Genomic DNA, 17,636 nt, shown 5'->3' on the forward strand with positions numbered 1-17,636 from the left:
GGGACTATAGTGCTCTGTAAGAGCGCTTTCTTACCATCGTTGGCCCTGCGACGGGCCTGTACTGAGCTTGCCGAAGTGCTCAGGGCGAACGGTTGTGGGTTGTGCCATTTGCCCTGCGACAGGCCTGCACTGAGCTTGCCGAAGTGCTTAGGGCGAACGGTTGTGGGTTGTGCTACTTGCCCTTCGACAGGCCTGTACTGAGCTTGCCGAAGTGCTCACGGCGAACGGCTATGAGCTTTTGCAGACAGAGAGCCTCATTAGGCGGATAGGTCTACGCTGCTTCTGCCAGTCAGTTGTTCCCGCAAGAGTTCATTGCCCCAACCGATTGATCGTTATTCCGTCGTGGCTGCGCGCAGCATGTCGCGCATGCGATGCACCAGGGCGAGTCCCTCGTCCCACGGCCGTTGGAAGCAATTGCGGCCGAAAATGAAGCCGGTAGCACCGGACTGCACGGCGAGGCGGGCCTTTGCCAAGGCTTCCTCATCACTGGCGCGCGAGCTGCCTGAGATCAGCACCAGTGTCTTTCCCGCCGACTGCACCGCCTTGGCCAGCGCCTCGTCGGGCGTGACTTCCATCGTGTTGTAGGGAGCAGGTGAGAGTTTGTCCCTTTCAAGATCTATCTTGGGAATGTTGATCTTCACCACGTCCGCGCCAAGCTCGCACGCCACGCGCGCCGCGTAATCGATGGCGTAGAAGCTGTCGCGGCCGCCTTTGGCCTCCATGTGCTGGCCGCGGGGATACGCCCACATGATGGTCGGCATGCCGAAGCGGTCGGCGTCCTGCCGCACCTGCCGCCACTGGGCGAAGTCCTCATCCTGGCGCGACGAGCCCATGTAGAGGGTGTAGCCAATGGCGTCAGCGCCGATGCGCACGGCATCTTCGACCGTGGCATTGAGCGGATTGAGCGGGTCATCGTCGGGCGGAATGTTAGTCTTGCCGTTGAGTTTCACCACCAACGGCACCCGACCGGCATATGGACGCATGTACTTCAATGCGTTGCCGTACTGCAAGGCCACGCCCGAGAACCCGCCTTCCACCGCCAGCCGCCAGATGTAGTCGGGATCGAGCGCATCCGGATTGTCGAAGAAGTCCACCGGCCCGTGCTCCATGCCGTGGTCTACCGGCAGGAGCATCATGGTGCCGTTGCCGGGACCGTAGCCGTAGAGCAGGCGCTGCAGGCGCACGTACTTTCCAGGACTTAGCTCTAGGTCGTCCAGCGTGACCCGCTGCTTTGTCATTTCATTTGCCAAGACAGCCCCCTTAGGTTTCGCCGTGAAGGCTCTTAAAGTTTACCAATTGCCCAACTCACCGAATTTGAGTCTTTCCTCGCCATCGTTATGCGACCCTTGGAAATTGTACCGCTTTTGCTGGAAATTGCGAGGCATTACTGCTGTAAATTCCGGCTGGACTTTCCCATTAGAGCCCATGCGCAGCGCCAAGCGGGACCCGGAGTGAAGCTATGCGCCCAGAAGCGGCAGGTGTTTCAAGCGATGATACCTCAAAGCGAGTGAGACACAGTGCTTCAATGCATCCGCCGGTAGCTCGTCGGTTTCGCAAAACACGATAGCCCTGTTCCCTCGAACGTAAAGAGGTCGTTGTAGAGTGCTTTGAACGTATCAACCAACGACGTGCTGCAGTTGAAGTACAGCGCGTACTGGTGTGGCGACTTCTGCTTCCAGTCCATTCTAATTGTGCTGCCGCCTGTGGTGAGGTGGCTCGGCTCGCCCCACTTTAGGGTTTCTTCCACGGCAGCAACGCCCTCTGTTTCTGCTGCCGCTTCAAAGACGATCTGCCTAAGCCGCAGCATTTTCTTGCGCATAGCCTCCGGGTAACGGTCGAATACTTGCGCTACATTGGGGTTTTCGATTCTGTCCATGCCCGACGGCAAAGTCCTTTTTCGCATCCCGCTTTCACTCATGCGGAGTGAGGACAAAGAAGCCGTACCCTCCGGCAATGAAGGAATGGCCGTCGCAAACTCTTAGAGCGTTGCGTGTTGCCTCACTGCTGCTTCCAACCGCGCCAGAGACTCTGCAGGCACGCTAACAGCGCCCAATTCCGCTTGGGTTAGAATGCCGCCGCCGTGAAAGTCGCTGCCGCCGGTGGGGATCAAGTCGAAGCGCGCCGCCATGTTCAGGATGTCGGCACGCTGCTCCGCCTCATATCCGGTGTAGTACGTTTCGATGGCGTCGAGGCCGGCCTCTGCAAGCTCGGGTACGAGTTTATCCAAGTCCACCTGGTCCGCCCCTTCCACGTTAAACGGATGCGCTAGCCCGGCGGCGGCCCCGGCGCGGTGCAGGAGCGCGACGGCTTCAACCGGCGTGAGCTTCGGTTGCTCCACGTAGGCCGGCATGCCGTGTCCAAGAAATTTGTCAAAGGCTTCGTTAGCATCGTTCACGTAGCCCTGAGCGAGCATGGCTTTGGCTATGTGTGGGCGTCCCACGGCGCCCCCGTCCGCATCTGCGAGGATGTCTTCCCATACGAGCGGCATATCGAGCGCGGCCAGTTTTTCAACTATTTTCTGCGCGCGGTAGAGCCGCCCGTCGCGTTGCCGGGCAACGACTGCCTGCAACTCCGGGTGCTCCGTGTCCACGAAATAGCCGAGAATGTGCACGGACTGGCCGTGCCACATGGTGTTAAACTCTATCCCCGCGATCACGCGCACGCCGCAATTCTGTCCGGCCTCCTGCGCGGCGGCGACGCCATCAGTGCTGTCGTGGTCGGTGATGGCGATGCAGTCGAGCCCGGCTTCATGCGCCATGCCCACGAGATCAGCAGGCGCGAACGCGCCGTCGGAGGCGGTAGTGTGCAGGTGGAGATCAATGCCGGGCATGAGCCGCAACTAAGCTGCTTGGTAGGTGTGAAGTCATTGTGTGGCGCTGCTCAGTCATACTTCCCCTATGATACACTACGGCCTGCCGCCAAAGTATGTGCATGTGCAAAGAGGTTTCCGCGCGATGTCGGTGTTTTGGGAGGAGCGTTACGCTGCTGAAGGCGCCATTTGGGGTGACCGGCCTAGTAAGTCGGTAGAGCGTGCCCACGCGCTTTTTAGGCAGCATGGCAGCCAAACCCTTCTGATCCCCGGTAGCGGCTATGGGCGTAACGCCCAATTCTTCGCGGACACTGGCTATGACGTGACGGGCATTGAGGTATCCGAGACCGCCCTCGCTATCGCACAGTCCCAAAGTCCCGGCAGCCGCTACATTCACGCCTCCGTTTTGGATGATGTCCTGACTGGCAAGACTTTTGACGCCATTTACTGCTTCAACGTCCTCCACCTCTTTCTGGCTGCGGAACGGCGAGATATGATCCGCCGCTGCCAGCGCTGGTTGCGTCCGGGAGGCTTGGCTTTCTTTGTGGTCTTCTCAGAGAAAGAGGCAACGTACGGAAAAGGCAAAGCAGTCGAACCGGAGACTTTCGAGACCCGTCCCGGACGGCCCGCGCACTATTTCACCGACGCCGATCTCCGTGCGCACTTTGCCGATTACATGATCCTCGAAACTGATTTGATTGCGGACCCGGAAGACCACAGCCCGGAAGGTTCGCATGTGCACGAACTGCGCTACATTTGTGGTATGAAGCCGCAGTAGAGCTTTGACTAGAGTTCGTCTCATAAATGCGTCGCTCTGCGTAAACCTGTCCTTCGACAGGCTCAGGGCGAACGAAAATGGTAAGAATCTGTTCGTGCTGGGTATTGCGCGAAACCTGCTGCGCGAAGCGCTTGTCGAAGCGCGAGTCGGCTTGTCGAGCCGATCTATGAAATAGCTTCTAGAGGCGTTCAAAACGCTAGAGTCTGCGTCCGCTGAAGACTCGCTGCCTAGGTACGACGCCATCATAGAGCCAAAGAGCGGGGGGCAAGCCCCCGCGCTACAGGAGATCTAGGGGACTTGGGTTGCATGCGGCTGGATTACGTCCCTCTTGCCCTGACCTTGCATGTGCGGTCTCGCACCCCATCAACCCAGGTAGAGAGCTAATCGAGTCGAACGGGGACACCTTCCAGCTGGCCGGCTTGGTGCATAGACTTCCACTCAGCCATGAAGGTCTCGTTCCACGTGTCGGTGAGGGGGTGGTCCAGCATCTCCTGGAAGATAGGCCAGAAGATGATGATGCCGTCGGCGCCGTCGCGGAGGGCGGCGTAGGCGGTCTCGACGCTCCTGACAAGAGCGGCGGTGACGTAGGGGCGGTTTTCCCAGCCTGCGAACATGCGCACGCACTCACGGACGAGTTTGGTCGGATCGCCGCCCATCTGCTTCACCGGCTCGCAAAAGGGGAGGATGTGGGTCGCGCCCGCCTGGGCGACGGCGGCGGCTTGGGGCAACGAGAATACGGTCGTGCAGTAGGTCTCGATGCCCTCCTCCGCCAAGCGCCGAAAGGCCCCCAACCCATGTACAGTACAGGGAATCTTGATGATGATCTGATCTGACAGGCTTGTGAAGACGTGGCTGACATCGAGCAGTGCGTCCGTCGAGTGGCCGTCCACCTCGACGACCACGGGCTTGTCGGTGATGTCGAGATAGCGCTGCACGACGTCCCTAATCTGACCGTATTTCTTCACCATGTCGTTGAGTACGACCGTGTTCGTAACGATACCGGCGGCGCCGCGATCCATCCAGGGCTTGAGATCCGCGGGATCTCCCGCCAGCCAGATGGCGGGACCTCTGCCGGCGCGCCGGGCTTGCATCACGGGCCCGGTTACCACCGGCTCCACAGCGAACGAACTGGTCTTGGAATCGGTTCCCATGCTGCGCCTCCAGCGTGTCCTAGTGCGATTGTGCTCAGTTTTCCCAAAGTATGACACATTTGGGCTTCAACCGATCGCGTTTGCGTGTTTCCACATAGATCTGCCAAACGGCCATTGAACGGTGCGCTCTAAACCTGCTGAGTGTCTACGTGAGAGACAAGAACGCGTAATTCTCAGCTACAGCCCCAGCATTTCGCGCAGCACAGGAGCGATATGCGCGGCGATGCGGTGCATGCCGGTGTCGTTGGGGTGCGTGCCGTCGGGAACAAGGGCCGCATCGTTGGGACCGATGATGCAGGAGCCATCGATGAGGCGGATGTGCATATCGCCCGCCGCGATGCGCTCGGCGACCACCTCGTGCTCTGCCTCACGAAGCGCGGTCACTGTGACCCCCCGCGCGTCGGGCGTCGTATCCGTGAAGTCGCCGTGGCAACTAAGGATACTGATGACCAGGATCGGCGTGGTTGGATGCCCAATCCGCACGAGGTCGATGAAGTTGCGGAAGGTCTCGCGCCAGGCAGCGGCGTCGAGCCAGGACGAAACGCGCACGTTCACGCCCATGAGCAAGCTAAGCACGTCGAATTCCATGTCGGCGAGCAGCTTTGCCGCCGCCGGTTCGCCCCGCGCCCAACCGCGAAAGCCGAGATTGAGAGGCTCGACTCCCGCCAGACGCGCCGCCTGCGCCACGTACGTAAGGCCCGGGTCGGTCGCCGTGCGGCCTTGCGTAATTGAGTCTCCGTAGGCGGCCCAGACGTATGGCGCGGGAACAACGGGAGAGAGCTTCGCACCGTCCGTCACACCGAGCGCGATCGGTTCAAGGCGGGTAACGTAGGGCAAGTAAAGGGCATACGCCTGTGACCCCTCTCTTGGCAGCGGAAACTCGGCGCGTACCTCGCCGCCCGGATTGCGTTGACTGTGGGTGGCAACAGGCGCGTCGTCCCGCCAAAGGCTGGTGAGGCCCTCTTCCTCCGGCTGATGGCCGGAATCCCAGGCGCGGAGCGTGACACTCGCTGCGGAAGTGGAAAAGACGAGACGCACGCCGGCCGTGGAGAGAGCATGCTGCCACGCGCCCACAGGATAGCTGAGGGAATCCGCCGGATCCAGTCGCGCGACTCTCACCCGCCCGTTGGCCACGTCCACGAACGGCGCGCCGCGCAGAAAGGGGAGCAGTTCTTCACCGGTATACCAGCGCATTTGGTTGTGTCCTTCTGATTGCTCGGGGTGCGTTGCTCACTGGAGGATTTTACATTCGACTACACTCGCAATGCGCTGCGAAGCGGGTTGGGAGTAGAGGGCAGCCGGATGAATCCCTCGCCCTTGCCCTCTCCCTAAGGAGAACTTTGCATAACCCTTCATCTTTGGGGGAGGGGAAGGTTGGGATGTGGGTGAAATGACTTAACGTCATGCTATCTCTAGTTACGAAGGCGCACTGGATTCCGGCTTTCGCCGGAATTGTAAGTGTTGAGTAAATCGTTGACAGAATCCGCTTTCCATTCTGAGGAGTTGACGGTGCATGTCATTCCGAGCGGAGCGTCGAACAGGGTTCGCGGAATCTAGGGCCCATGCAACGTGTCGCCCAATAGTCTCAACATCTTAGATTCCTCTCTTCGCTGCGCTCCGTTCGGAATGACATGTGCACTGTTCATGTAGAGTACTGCGTTCAGCTGCTTTTGTTCTCAAATCTGTCAACGAATTACCTGACATTTACAGGGGAATGACGGAGTTACGCAAAAGTCTCTGCCGTGAGAGGGAGAAGTTCTTGCGCCTCCGGCCGGGGTTTCGCAAAATTCTCCCAAGGAGAGGAAATTCTCGCTTCAGCGTCTCACGTGCGGTAGTCGCTGTTGAAGATGACGTATTCGGTAGTGAGATCGCAGCCCCAGGCGGTGGAGGTGGCGTCGCCGTCCGCCAGGTCGAGGATGAACATCGACTGTTTCTTATCTAAAAGTGCGGAGGCAGCGTCCTCGTCGAAGTCCGTGGGCGTGCCGTTGTGGAAGAGGAGAATGTCTTCCAGCCAGAGCGATGACTTGTCAGGGTCGAAGTCCACGCCGCTGTAGCCTGCCGCGCACATGATACGCCCCCAATTCGGGTCGGAGCCGAGCACCGCGGTCTTTACCAAGCTGGAGCTCGCCACACTGCGGCCTATAGTGCGGGCGGCGTCCAAAGAGGCCGCACCGCGCACCTCAACGCCGAAGACCTTGGTGGCGCCTTCTGCATTGCGTACGATTTCCTTAGCCAGGAAAACTGCAACCGCGCGCAAGGCGCTCTCAAGAGCTGCGCCGGCCGCGCCGCCGTCGATTTCCGGTCCCCCGGCAGCCCCGTTTGCCAGGACCAGCACCGTATCGTTGGTGGAAGTATCGCCATCCACGCTAATCATATGGAAAGAATCATCCACGACCCGCTTCAACGTCGCATGCAGAAAGTCTCTGGCGACCGGGGCGTCTGTGGTGAGGTACGCGAGCATGGTCGCCATGTTGGGATGTATCATGGCCGCGCCTTTGCACATGCCGCCCACCGCATAGGTGGTGCCGTTGGCTTCAAACTGGGCCGCGGCTTCTTTGGGCCACTCATCAGTGGTCAACATAGCCGTTGCCGCTTCATGGTGGCGCTTTTTGGCCGGCGCAAGCCGACTGATACCCTCCCGAACAATTTCCATGGGCAGTTGGTGGCCGATCAGGCCGGTTGAGCAGACGAGAATGTCTTCGGCGTCCACCCCGACCTGAGCTGCCAGCAGTGCCGTCATTTCCCGAGCGTTCGCCATGCCCTGGTCGCCGGTGCAGGCGTTGGCATTGCCGCTGCAGTACACAATGCCGCGGGTTGTCCCGCGCTGCATGCGCTCCTGGTCGAGGAGTACTGGCGCGGCCTTCACCTTGTTTTTCGTGTAAACCCCGGCCACGGTCGCAGGCCGTTCGGAGACCAGGCACCCCACGTCGCGTTTCTCAAGACTTGCATCGTACTCTTTGATGCCACAGAAGACACCGTCTGCGAGGAATCCGGCAGGGCGTGTTGCGCCCCCGGCAACCAGTCCTTCCGCGAGTTCTTCAGCCATTGAATTCTTTCCTTAGCTGTGTTTGCACGCCCATCCGGTCGTTTGCGCGAGGCGTTCTGGCCAGAGCCGGCTCGTGCACCGATTCACTCGTGCAGCGCATGCCGCTCTTGACTGCTTACGGCGTGGCGCCAGCACATGCTGCGTACTGTGAGATTCCCTATGATGATACACGAGACCGCCCAGGGCTGCGCGGCCGCTGGGTCTGCGAGCTGAATTCAGAGAAGTGGGATCTCACTCTTTCCCATCGTCGAGGAATGCCGCAAGCATTTCCCGCGCGTTTTCCCTGATTGGCGGGAAGTGGCTAAAGCAGATGGTGGTAAAGTCCACGTCGAGCAGTTTGGCGAGCGATTCGCGAGCGAGTTCGGGGTCGCGGGTAAAGAGCCACGAAGGGTATTGCAGCTTGCGGAATCGATATTGCAGCGCATCGCCGACTATGAGCAATTTCGCCGGCTCCACGTAGAAGCAGATGCTCCCTTGTGTGTGGCCGGGCGTATGGATGACGCGAACCTGCTCGATTTCAGGTAGATACTCGCAGTCTTCGAGGGGGTATTGTACCATTACCGGAGCACTGTTTATGAAAGAGACGGCGGAAGGCACTTGTGGGAGCGCTTCGCGGCGCAAGAAGCTGGGCGCAGGTTCGTCGCCGCAAATAATCCCGGCTTCAGTGCGGTGGATCGCCACTGGCGCGCTGGTTGCTTCAGCAAGTTCCGCCAGGCCCCCGGCATGATCGGGGTGACTGTGAGTCAAGGCAATGAGCCGCACTTGTTCCAGCGCAATGCCGAGCGCTCTCAAGCCAGCCTTGATGGCTTGCAGGCTGCCGCGACTGCCTGCGTCTACCAGCACAACCCCGTCATGGGCTTGCAGCACGGTGACGCGCGCTCCCAGTGCGCGCAATTGATGCACACCGGGCGCGATTGCGAATGGTCCTAACAGTGGGATGTCCCGCACCGCTTGCTTGCACTCCATCAGCGTAGTGGTAGGTACGCATTCTAAACTGGGTGAACTTGTGCCGCCGTGAAGCCGCCAAAGCACTTACTAATTCCACGGTACCACGTGCGGCTGGTTTTCAGAAACCTGAGCGGCGCGTATAATACGCTTTAGATTCTCCCAATTCAACCTCTAGGAAAGCCGCATGCAAACGCTCAACGATCTCTTGGAGAATTCGGCAAACCGCTTTGGCGACTCGCCCGCGTTGCTCATCAAGCCGGGCATCCGCGTGCGTTGCTGGCGGTACGGCGAGCTCTGGGAAGCTTCCGGCCGGGTCGCAGCATTCCTACACCGTCAGGGCATAGCGAAGGGCGACCGAGTGGTCATCTGGGCGCCGAACCGGCCCGAGTGGGTATTGGCTCTCTTTGGCTGCCTGCGGCTCGGGGCGATTGCCGTGCCGTTCGACATTCGCAGCGCGCCGGATTTTGTCGCCGCAGTGCTTGGGCAGACGGAGCCGAAGTTCGCCTTTGTCTCCCAATTTACGCCGGAGAATGCAGAAATCGAAGCCTTGCCGCATGTGAACATTGAAGACCTGGAGGACGCGCTGGAGGGTAACGATGCGGAGATTCCCCGTGTCGAAGTGGCGGCAGACGACATCGCGGAGATAATGTTCACGTCCGGTACGACGGGTGCGCCCAAGGGGGTGATTCTGACCCATGGCAACATCGTTTCGAATGTGGTTGCCGGATGCCGGGAAGTGATGCCGCAGCCGCAGTGGCGCTTGCTTTCGCTGCTACCACTGAGCCACATGTTGGAGCAGACGGTGGGTCTCCTCGCGGTGCTCTTTGGGGGTGGACGCATTGTCTATCCCGTCAGCCGCCAGCCGAGCATCCTGGTGCGCACTATGCAAGAGAACGGCATCACCAGCATCGTGCTCGTGCCCCAGGCGCTGGAACTCTTCATGAACGCCATCGAGCGGCAGGCGGAACTCACCGGAAAGAAGGAGACACTTGCGAAGTTGCTCCGCATGGCGCCGCGCCTTCCCGTGTGGGCGCGCCGGAAGCTCTTCGGTCAGGTGCATCGCCGCTTTGGCGGCAAACTGCGGTTTGTCATGTGCGGCGGCGCGCGCTTAGACCCGGCGTTGGCGGAGAAGTGGGAAGCGCTGGGCGTCATAGTGCTGCAGGGCTACGGCACGACCGAAGCAGCGCCGATCATTGCCTGCAACAGCTTTCAATACAAGAAGCTGGACGCATTGGGCAAGGTACTGCCGGGCCAGGAAGTAAGGATCGCGTCAGATGGCGAGATTCATACCCGGGGGCCCAACGTCACACCGGGCTATTGGCGTCAACCGGAGATTACGGAGGCATCCTTTGAGGATGGCTGGTACAAGACCGGCGACTTGGGCTCTATCGACGAGGATGGGTTCCTCTATTTCAAGGGCCGCAAGAAAGACCTGATCGTGCTGGCCAACGGTCAGAACGTCTATCCGGAAGACATAGAACCGCTCTTGCAGAACCATGAGGCAGTGGAGGACGCGGTAGTCGTGGGCATGCCGAGTCCGAACGGCGGCGAAGACGTGCACGCCGTGATTGTGCCAAGCGACGGATTCGATGGCGGCACGGTGGTAGCGGAAGTAAATCCGCAGCTCGCCGCCCATCAGCAGATCAGAGGGTTCAGCACTTGGCCTGACGAGGAATTTCCTCGCACGCACACCCTCAAGGTAAAGAAAAACCTGGTGCTGGAGCGCCTCATTGCCGATGCGCAAGGGGAGGCAACTGCTGTGGAAACTCCGGCAGAGACTCCCAAAGAAGCCCAAACTCCATTGGAACAATTGATCGTCCGCATTTGCGATGTCTCACCCGCAGACGTACATGCCGACTGCATTCTGGGCGTCGACATCGGCCTGGATTCCCTCGGTCGGGTGGAATTGCTCTCGGCAATCGAACAGGAACTCGGTGTCTACATCGATGAGACCGAGGTGCATCCGGAAACGACGGTTGGGGACCTGGAAGCGCTGCTGGCACAGGGCAGCGCGAGTGAAGAGGAACGATTTCCAAGTTGGAGCCGCTCTGCGTGGTGTCGAGTGCTCCGTTCTGTACTGCACTACACATTCGTCAAGCCCGGTATAGCGCTGCTCTACAAGGTGCAGGTCGGAGGCAAGGAAAACTTGGAGGGTCTATCGGGGCCGGTGCTCTATGCGGCGAACCACAATTTGAAAGTGGATGCCGGTATGATTCTGTCAGCGCTCCCGGCGTCAATGCGCGGCCGGCTCGGGATCGCGGCGGCAGCCGACAACTATTTCTCGTCACTTTGGTGGCGGGTCTTTAGCCCGCTCTTGGGAAACACTTTTCCGTTTGCCCGCCAGGGCCCCGTGCGCCGCAGCCTGGAAAACCTGGGAAACCTGCTAGACAGCGATTGGTCGGTGCTCATTTTCCCGGAGGGTGATCGGACGGATGGAGAAGTAAAGGCCTTCAAGCCCGGCACCGGCTTTGTCGCCATGGAATCACGGACGCCAATCGTCCCGATTCGCGTCACGCTTGTGAAAGAAGGGCTGTACGAGGGGGCTACCTTCCCATCGCGCGGCCACGTGAAGGTGCAGATTGGCAAGCCCCTGATCTTTTCGCCCGGTACGGACTATCTGGAAGCCACGGAAAAGCTCGAGCAGGCGGTACGGGAGCTCTAGCCCTGCAACCAACCGTTCCTACTTCGACAGGCTCAGCACAAACGGTTGGGTGACAAGCTCAGCACAAACGGTTGGGTGGGCCGCAATAGAAGTGGCATGGAACGGTGTTTGAGGATCGTAGCAACCGTTCGTCCTGAGCTTGTCGAAGGATGGAAGGTTGTCCTGCTATGGATACAGCGGCTTGGTCTCCAAACCCATAGTCTCAGGTAAACCGAGCATGGCGTTGGCGTTCTGCAGTGCCTGGCCGGACGCACCCTTCACCAAGTTGTCGATGGCGGTAGTGACAATGAGATGCCCCGTCCGCTCGTGCACGACCGGATGAATAAGACAGTGGTTACTGCCGTAGGTCCACTTGGTCTTGGGCGAGACGGCAAGTACCTCTACGAATGGCTCATCGGCGTAGCGGGCCTGGTAGAGACTCGCCACTGCTTGCTGGGAAATGGGGCTGGCAAGCGACGCATAGCATGTAGCCAGGATGCCGCGGGTCATGGGAATGAGGTGCGGAACAAAGGTGACCTGCACGTCGGTATCCGCCACCGCGCTCAGTTCCTGCACGATCTCCGGCATGTGCCGGTGGCCCTGCAGCGCGTAGGCTTCCACGCTCTCATTGACTTCCGAATAGTGATTGGTCAGCGTCAGACTGCGTCCGCCGCCGGAAATGCCGGACTTGGCGTCCACGATCACGTGCGGGGGAATGAGACCTTCTGCAAGGGCAGGCGCCAGACCCAGAATTGCGCCGGTAGGATAGCAGCCGGGGTTGGCTACGATCTTGGCCTGCCGCACTTCATCCCGGTGCAACTCTGTGAGACCATAGACGGCGCTCTCCAGAAATTCTGCGCAGGGGTGTTCTTGATACCACTCCTGGTACGTTTGCGGATCATGCAGGCGAAAGTCTGCGGCGATGTCGACGACCGGCACACCGTCCTGAATGAAGGGCAGCAATGCCTCCGCCGATGCCTTGTGCGGCAATCCGGAAAAGACGAGATCTACGTTGGCATTGATTTCTTCCGTGATCACCTTGTCTCCCAGATGGCCTTTGGGAAAGAGGCTAGTGAATGGAAAGACTTCAGCCAGGCGCTTACCGGCTTGGCTGCGGCCGGTGACGGCTACGATTTGCATTTCCGGATGGCCGGCCAATAGCCTGATGAGCTCCAGCCCGGCATAGCCGGTTACGTTCAATATGCCGATGTTCATCGCAGTACTCCGCGTGCATGCTTAGTTGCGTCTGCGGACAATTCACCTCGTCCAAGCAAGACGACTAATCTCAATTTTAGGCCAAGAACTCTCAGTCTTTTCGCACTCTAACATAACGAATGTGCCTCAATGCGGGCGTTTGTTCCCGCCATCTTGGCCAAGATGTTTAGCCGTAGCGCGGGCGCTTGTTCCCCGCAACCTGACACCAATGTGCTCCGCCGTAGCGCGGGGGCTTGTCCCCCGCCTCTCAATTGTAAACACAAGCGCTAGGTCGACTAATTGACGAGAATCCCTACTGCACAGACTCGAATGACAGATAGAGAAACACAGTGGGGAATAGAAGTCTAGTGTAGCGAAACGCAGCAGAGTCGTAAAGCTCACCGCATCACGAGCATCAAGACGATAACTGCCGCCAGCCCAATACGATACAGCGCCAGCGGCCAGAGGCGGCCGCGCTGTAAGTAGCGCAAGAATACTCGAATGCAGAGATACCCCACCACCAGTGCGCTCAAGAACCCGACAACGAATATGGTACCGCCGTCACCGCTCAGGGCTGCGCCATCGAGATGGCGCGCTTCCCACACCCCCGCGCCAAAGATGACCGGCGCCATGAGTAGGAATGAAAACCGTGCCGCTTGCACTCGGCTCAAGCCTAGCAACATACCCATTGTGATGGTGCTGCCCGAGCGCGAGACCCCGGGCACGATGGCCAAAGCCTGGGCAAGACCGATAAGCAAGGCTCCCCGCCAATTAAGGTGATCGCAACCGCGCTCGCCGGTGTGTCGGGCGTCCACAATCCAAAGTATGACCCCAACCCCGGCGAGCGTAGCTGCAATGATCCATGGTGAGCGCAGCACTGTCGCCGCAGCCTCTTCGAGCAGCAGACCGGCGACTACCGCGGGCAGCGTGGCGAGCACGAGCAGCCACGCCAGCCGGCGGTTGGGTTCGGCCTGGATGTCCCGCTCGCGGATGGAAGTGAGAAACGCAAGCGCAAGCGCCAGGACGTCACGCCAGAAAACCATAAGCACGGCAAGGAGCGTGCCGACGTGAAGCGCCACCGCGAAGGGCAGACTATTCAATACTGGCGAAGACCATTGGAAGGCCCAGGGCAGAATGGCGAGATGGCCTGAACTAGAGATCGGCAGGAACTCGGTTATTCCTTGCACGACCCCCAAAATTGCGGCTGCAGCGACATCGTTTCTCCACCACGCCGTCGCTTGGGCGGCATTCGCAATGCCCTGATATGACATTAATGACCTTGGTTCCTGTCTAGGTGTTGCGGCGTGTTTGTTCTACGTGCTTAATGCTGCTGACGATTGCGGCATTTCCTGCGACGACGGAGCCAATCTGCGGTTGGAGCACAGGGGAACCGTCCATTGTGATAATCTCTCCGCCGGCTTCTCGGACGACTAACACTGCTGCGGCCATATCCCAGGCTTCCAACCGGTGGTGAAAGAAGCCGCTGAGACGTCCAGCCGCTACATAGCACAAAGCCAGCGCTGCCGATCCGGTGATGCGCAGCCCCGCTACCTGGGGCCGCAGCGCTGCCGCGAGTGCCATGCTCTCCGAGGAGGCCGGTTCGTTGTGTCCCAAGTCAAAGCCGAGCAGTGCATCATGCCAAGCAACATCTTGGCGCACGGCAATTGGTTCGCCGTTCCACGTCGCGCCCTTTCCTGCCTCGGCCACGAAGAGGTCGTCCAGCAAGGGATCGTACACCACGCCCACGACAGGCCGCTTTTGCTCGACAAACGCAATGCTCACAGTGAAGAGCGGAAAGCGATTAGCAATGTTGAGGGTGCCGTCGATAGGGTCGATGATCCACGTCGGCTCATCGGACAGCGGACGGTTGACCGTCTCTTCGGTGAGAAAGCGATGATTGGGAAGCGCAGAGCGTATCTGCTCTTGGATGAGGTCGTTTGCGGCCAGGTCGAGGCCGGTGACGAAGTCACCGCGCCCTTTGGTCTGCACTATGGCAGCGCTGGCAGCGTTGTCACGTAGGTACGCCCCGGATTCCTGAGCTGTGTCAATGGCGACCGCAATAGGTGACGGAGGCATGATTAAAGGTTACCTTTGCGCGTTGTTGGGAGCGGACCTCTGGGAGCACGGTCGTCTCCGGGAGCGCGGGCGTCCCGCCCGCACCCTACCATACACGAGCCACCGTCGAACCGGAACAGCTACTATTGAGGCACCTGGGCTTCTCGCGCTGCGTGGAGCGCTGGCGCAGCCTCGCAACGTTCACGTTAAGTCTCTAGTTCACAACCACTAAGCCCATTCTCCGCCCGAGCATACGCGCTGCTAAAGCGCCAGTCTACGTTTCGTTGGCAGAGACCGGCCTTCACGGGATTGGCTTCTATGTAAGCGATGGCTGCTGTGAAATGACGCTCATTCCGAATATAGCGATCAAAGTAATCCTGGCTCCAAAATGGCGCGGAGCAGCCGAATCGCTTGACCGCTTGATGGGCTGTAAATGACTTCCAGCTATGTATGATCGCGGATAGGGCAAGCCCTGCCAATGGCGTAAAGAGCACGTGAACGTGTGTCGGCATCACAACCCATGCGTGCAAATGGTAGCGTGTGTTAGCGAAATAGAGCAAGGCAGCTTCTACCATCGCTGCAAGCTGTGGGTTGCGTAAGGGCGTGTCTTTGGTCTCTTGATCAAGGTACGCCTCAAGCCGGCGGCGCAAGGCGGTCTTCTTGTGCGTTGCGCTGAGATGGCTAAGCTCTTGGCGCCAGCTTTCGAGTACGTCCGGCGGCAACGTTCCGGCAAGCCGGAAGGTAACCATCTGCGGGATCGCGCCGCCGTCGAAGTGTGGCAGGTAGCCACGAGAGTGCCAACCGCGTGGCTCAAGGGTGGGAGACGGCAGTGATGCGGGCGGGACGCCCGCGTTCCTGGGTCTTAGATACCCAACTCACGCGCAAGCCTATCGGACGTGAGGGCATCTTCACGGTAGCGCAGTGACTGAGGCGCGGCATAGGCGCGGTAGGCGGCAGTTGTGCGTCCATACGCGGCCAGCAAGGATGCCATGCTAGCCGGTTGCCGCTGGTGGTCGTGGGGTGTCCACACCACCAGACGACGTGGCGCGACCAGCGCAGCGGCATCGCAGATATCGAATTCGCGTAATACGCCAAAGAGAAACCAGGACGCATCGTAGGCGTAGAGTTCGTTCTCCACCAGCCAGCGGTACGAAGCCAAGCACTCGTAGGCGATAACTCCTGCGGCGCGCTGGTCCAGGGCGGCTGCAAACAGGGCTATCAGGGCTCCACCGCCACGGCCCCCCAGCATAATCTGCTTCGCGGTTGTCGCTGGAATTGTCGCGAGCGCGTCCAACCCACGCAAGACGTCTTGCACACGCATTCCCAGCAGTGGACGAGCCTGCAAGAATCCCATATAGGCTACTTTGTGGCTAATGTGCCCGTTGTCGCTCGTGCGAGGGTCATCAGAAACGGAGAAGCCGGTCTCTCCCATACCTCTCGGGTCAAGCGCCAAGGAGGCTATCCCGCGAACCGCCAAGGCATCGAGCAAAACGGCAGTATCCTCTGAGTCTTTACCTGCCTCATCAATCCAGAGCAGCATCGTGTCTTCCTGGGCGTCGACCGGAGTGCGCAGTACGCAGGGAACCATGATGCCAGGTTCCGATTCGAACACGATGCGTTCACGCTGCACGCGTTCACTGGATTCAAGTGGCACTTGCGTGACATCCAATTCGCCGGTCAACGGGGAGGAGGAGAGTACACGGCGCACGCGCTCACGCACAACCTGCTGGTAATTTGCAGCTTCGCTCTCGGTGCCGATTTCAGGCAAAGCCGGGTCTATGTCCGCCAATTCTTTGCGGTTGAGCGAGAACACGGTCTCGCTACCCAACTCGTAGACGTTTCCCGTTTCCGTGCACCAAAGGTCTTCGTCGGGCTCGAGTGTAATCTCCGTCTCGTCGATACCTTCTTCTTCTTTATCGAATAAGCGGTTGAACCACGCATACGCAGCTTGGCGCATCGGCAGATGGTAGCCGTGGTTCTGTTCCGCCACGGCCAGCGAGAGGAGGTCGGGTACGTCAAGTGCGGCGTAGACGCGCTTTGCGCTTGCCACAGAGTCGCGCGCGCCCGCCAACGGGAAGTAGTCTCCCGTAGCGGCGCCCACGCATAGTGGGCGCGGCGCGACGAGCGAAACATAGTCTTCGTGGTCAAGGCCTACGGCAAGTTGACCAAAGAGGTTCTGCTCAGCATCCTGGGGCCCGACGCTGTCCAAGAGGGCGGGGAAACCGGCTATGTAGCAGGTAGGCATAGCTGCTGTCACCCGGTCGTCGAAGGGCACGTATTGGGCAGTATTCGTACCGCCGCCGGAAACTCCCGTACAGCCGATGCGGGACGGGTCCACGTCTTCCCGGGAGAGGAGGTAGTCGAGAGCGCGAATACTATCCCAGATCATGAATTGAGCCAGGTTGGTTCCCAGCAACATACACTGCGCCCCAACGTTGCTGTGCTCGCGAGTCGACGAAGTGAAAGCGGAATCTTTCTTAATCGGATCCCAGTTCTGCCAGCGCTCGCCCTGGCCGAGGGGATCGTAGGCCAATACGAGATAGCCTTTCTCGGCAAAACCTGCGGGTGTGCGTTGATAGCCGTCCGCGGCCTTGCCGTTGCGGCTGTGGCCGAGCGGGAACAGAATCCCTGGGAAAGGCGCTGTGTGCTGTTTTGGCACATAGACAAGCGCGGTCACGTAGAATCGGGGACGGCTTTCGAAGATGATCTTGTGGATCGTGTAGCGTTCACGTTCCAACTTCCCTATCACGCGCGTATTGAGGGAACACCTTTCTTCCGGAAACGGCCCAATGGCCTGCTCGAATGCGGTCATGAGGCGAGCCCGCCGCAGCTTCCATTGTGCCGATGTCTGGATTGCAGCGCGCTCCTTCTCCGCATGGTCGAATAGCACGTGGGCCTGCTGAATCAAGTAATTTTGGAGCATGTCTCCTGGGATTGTGTCAGTGGCGAAGAGTGCGCTCGAAGTTGCCATCGGGGATCATCCCTTCCTGCGGTTCACACGAGAGTGTCACTTG

At 59.6% G+C, this 17,636-nt stretch carries 13 protein-coding genes and 1 pseudogene; 2 read left to right on the forward strand and 12 right to left on the reverse strand.

Going from position 1 to position 17,636, the window contains the following annotated elements; all coding sequences use genetic code 11:
- Nucleotides 1-332 precede the first annotated feature (332 nt).
- The 3 genes and pseudogenes from OXE05_05045 to OXE05_05055 all read right to left on the reverse strand — a co-directional run bounded on the left by OXE05_05045 (nucleotide 333) and on the right by OXE05_05055 (nucleotide 2,830).
- The gene (locus OXE05_05045; GenBank protein MCY4436684.1) at nucleotides 333-1,238 is read right to left on the reverse strand and encodes a fructose-bisphosphate aldolase; all 906 of its coding nucleotides are present in this window, start codon (nucleotides 1,236-1,238) and stop codon (nucleotides 333-335) included.
- A gap of 219 nt (nucleotides 1,239-1,457) precedes the next feature.
- Nucleotides 1,458-1,876, reverse strand: a pseudogene (locus OXE05_05050) (DUF1801 domain-containing protein).
- A gap of 102 nt (nucleotides 1,877-1,978) precedes the next feature.
- On the reverse strand, nucleotides 1,979-2,830 hold the full coding sequence (locus tag OXE05_05055; GenBank protein MCY4436685.1) for a PHP domain-containing protein: 852 nt from the start codon (nucleotides 2,828-2,830) through the stop codon (nucleotides 1,979-1,981).
- Between the two features lie 124 nt (nucleotides 2,831-2,954).
- Between OXE05_05055 and OXE05_05060 the strand changes: the two genes are divergently transcribed.
- Nucleotides 2,955-3,587 (forward strand): class I SAM-dependent methyltransferase, encoded by a 633-nt coding sequence (locus tag OXE05_05060; protein ID MCY4436686.1) that lies wholly within the window; start codon nucleotides 2,955-2,957, stop codon nucleotides 3,585-3,587.
- Nucleotides 3,588-3,967: 380 nt separating this feature from the next.
- On the opposite strand, the gene OXE05_05065 is transcribed toward OXE05_05060, so the two are convergent.
- From OXE05_05065 to OXE05_05080, 4 genes are all read right to left on the reverse strand, one after another.
- On the reverse strand, nucleotides 3,968-4,738 hold the full coding sequence (locus tag OXE05_05065; GenBank protein MCY4436687.1) for a hypothetical protein: 771 nt from the start codon (nucleotides 4,736-4,738) through the stop codon (nucleotides 3,968-3,970).
- Between the two features lie 177 nt (nucleotides 4,739-4,915).
- Nucleotides 4,916-5,932, reverse strand: coding sequence for a GDSL-type esterase/lipase family protein (locus OXE05_05070; protein MCY4436688.1), 1,017 nt, complete (start codon nucleotides 5,930-5,932; stop codon nucleotides 4,916-4,918).
- 628 nt (nucleotides 5,933-6,560) lie between these two features.
- Nucleotides 6,561-7,784 carry a bifunctional glutamate N-acetyltransferase/amino-acid acetyltransferase ArgJ gene (argJ, locus tag OXE05_05075; protein MCY4436689.1) on the reverse strand — a complete coding sequence of 408 codons (1,224 nt, stop codon included), beginning with the start codon at nucleotides 7,782-7,784 and terminating at the stop codon, nucleotides 6,561-6,563.
- Between the two features lie 231 nt (nucleotides 7,785-8,015).
- Entirely contained in the window at nucleotides 8,016-8,732 is a 717-nt protein-coding gene (locus OXE05_05080) for an MBL fold metallo-hydrolase (GenBank protein ID MCY4436690.1), read from the reverse strand.
- A 184-nt stretch (nucleotides 8,733-8,916) separates the two neighbouring features.
- Here OXE05_05080 and OXE05_05085 point away from each other — a divergent pair, with 184 nt between their 5' ends.
- A complete protein-coding gene (locus tag OXE05_05085) occupies nucleotides 8,917-11,394 on the forward strand; it encodes an AMP-binding protein (GenBank protein MCY4436691.1) in 2,478 nt (825 codons plus the stop codon).
- A 165-nt stretch (nucleotides 11,395-11,559) separates the two neighbouring features.
- Here the strand turns inward: OXE05_05085 and argC are convergent, their stop codons facing one another.
- From argC to OXE05_05110, 5 genes are all read right to left on the reverse strand, one after another.
- Nucleotides 11,560-12,588 (reverse strand): N-acetyl-gamma-glutamyl-phosphate reductase, encoded by a 1,029-nt coding sequence (gene argC, locus OXE05_05090; GenBank protein ID MCY4436692.1) that lies wholly within the window; start codon nucleotides 12,586-12,588, stop codon nucleotides 11,560-11,562.
- A 377-nt stretch (nucleotides 12,589-12,965) separates the two neighbouring features.
- Nucleotides 12,966-13,838, reverse strand: a complete 873-nt coding sequence (gene uppP / locus OXE05_05095) for an undecaprenyl-diphosphatase UppP (protein ID MCY4436693.1) — start codon at nucleotides 13,836-13,838, stop codon at nucleotides 12,966-12,968.
- 19 nt (nucleotides 13,839-13,857) lie between these two features.
- Nucleotides 13,858-14,643 carry an inositol monophosphatase family protein gene (locus OXE05_05100; protein ID MCY4436694.1) on the reverse strand — a complete coding sequence of 262 codons (786 nt, stop codon included), beginning with the start codon at nucleotides 14,641-14,643 and terminating at the stop codon, nucleotides 13,858-13,860.
- A gap of 185 nt (nucleotides 14,644-14,828) precedes the next feature.
- Nucleotides 14,829-15,371, reverse strand: a complete 543-nt coding sequence (locus OXE05_05105) for a transposase (protein MCY4436695.1) — start codon at nucleotides 15,369-15,371, stop codon at nucleotides 14,829-14,831.
- 113 nt (nucleotides 15,372-15,484) lie between these two features.
- Nucleotides 15,485-17,593: an acetylxylan esterase gene (locus OXE05_05110; GenBank protein MCY4436696.1), complete on the reverse strand. Its 2,109-nt coding sequence runs from the start codon at nucleotides 17,591-17,593 to the stop codon at nucleotides 15,485-15,487.
- Between the last annotated feature and the right edge of the window lie 43 nt (nucleotides 17,594-17,636).

The organism is Chloroflexota bacterium (assembly GCA_026710945.1).
In the GTDB taxonomy this organism is placed as follows: Bacteria; Chloroflexota; UBA11872; order VXOZ01; family VXOZ01; genus VXOZ01.